This window comes from Oceanospirillum sediminis, assembly GCF_014164585.1.
In the GTDB taxonomy this organism is placed as follows: domain Bacteria; phylum Pseudomonadota; class Gammaproteobacteria; order Pseudomonadales; family Halomonadaceae; genus Oceanospirillum; species Oceanospirillum sediminis.
Genome location: NZ_JACJFM010000114.1, coordinates 1 through 488 on the forward strand (window position 1 = coordinate 1; position 488 = coordinate 488).

Annotated in this window: 1 protein-coding gene; it reads right to left on the bottom strand. The window is 49.0% G+C overall.

Annotated elements, in window-relative coordinates; genetic code table 11:
- A partial coding sequence (locus tag H4O21_RS24140) for a hypothetical protein (RefSeq protein WP_182812435.1) occupies positions 1 to 488 on the bottom strand: 488 nt, incomplete at both ends.

Consider the following 488-nt stretch of genomic DNA (forward strand, 5'->3'; position numbering starts at 1 on the left):
TTACCATCAGAATCCACCGCTTTGACCACATAGTAAGCCGTCGTATCACCATTGGCACCATCCTCATGGATCTCAGACGGATCAGTGATAATGTTGCCATCTTCATCTGACGGGAACAGCTTCAGAGTGAAGGCACTGTCGTCATCCGCTTCATCCAGAATAGTGGTCGTCACAGTATCCGGAGCGTATTCCACCTTTTCATAGGTATCAGCATCACTGAAACTGCCTGAGTCCAGTGAGACGACAAAATTTTCACCGCTATCTGTCAGCGCATCATCCACCGACTCTGCACTGAAAGCACTGCCCACGGTCACTGTCGTATTATTGAAAGTGTAATCATCACCGGCTGTCGCAGTGCCATCGGTAAAGCTGACATTAACAGTGCCCGTTGGCTGATCTGCCAGTGGGTTACCCTCTTCATCGACAGCTTTGACCACATAGTAAGCCGTGGTATTACCATTAGCGCTTTGTTCGTGAATCTCAGAAGG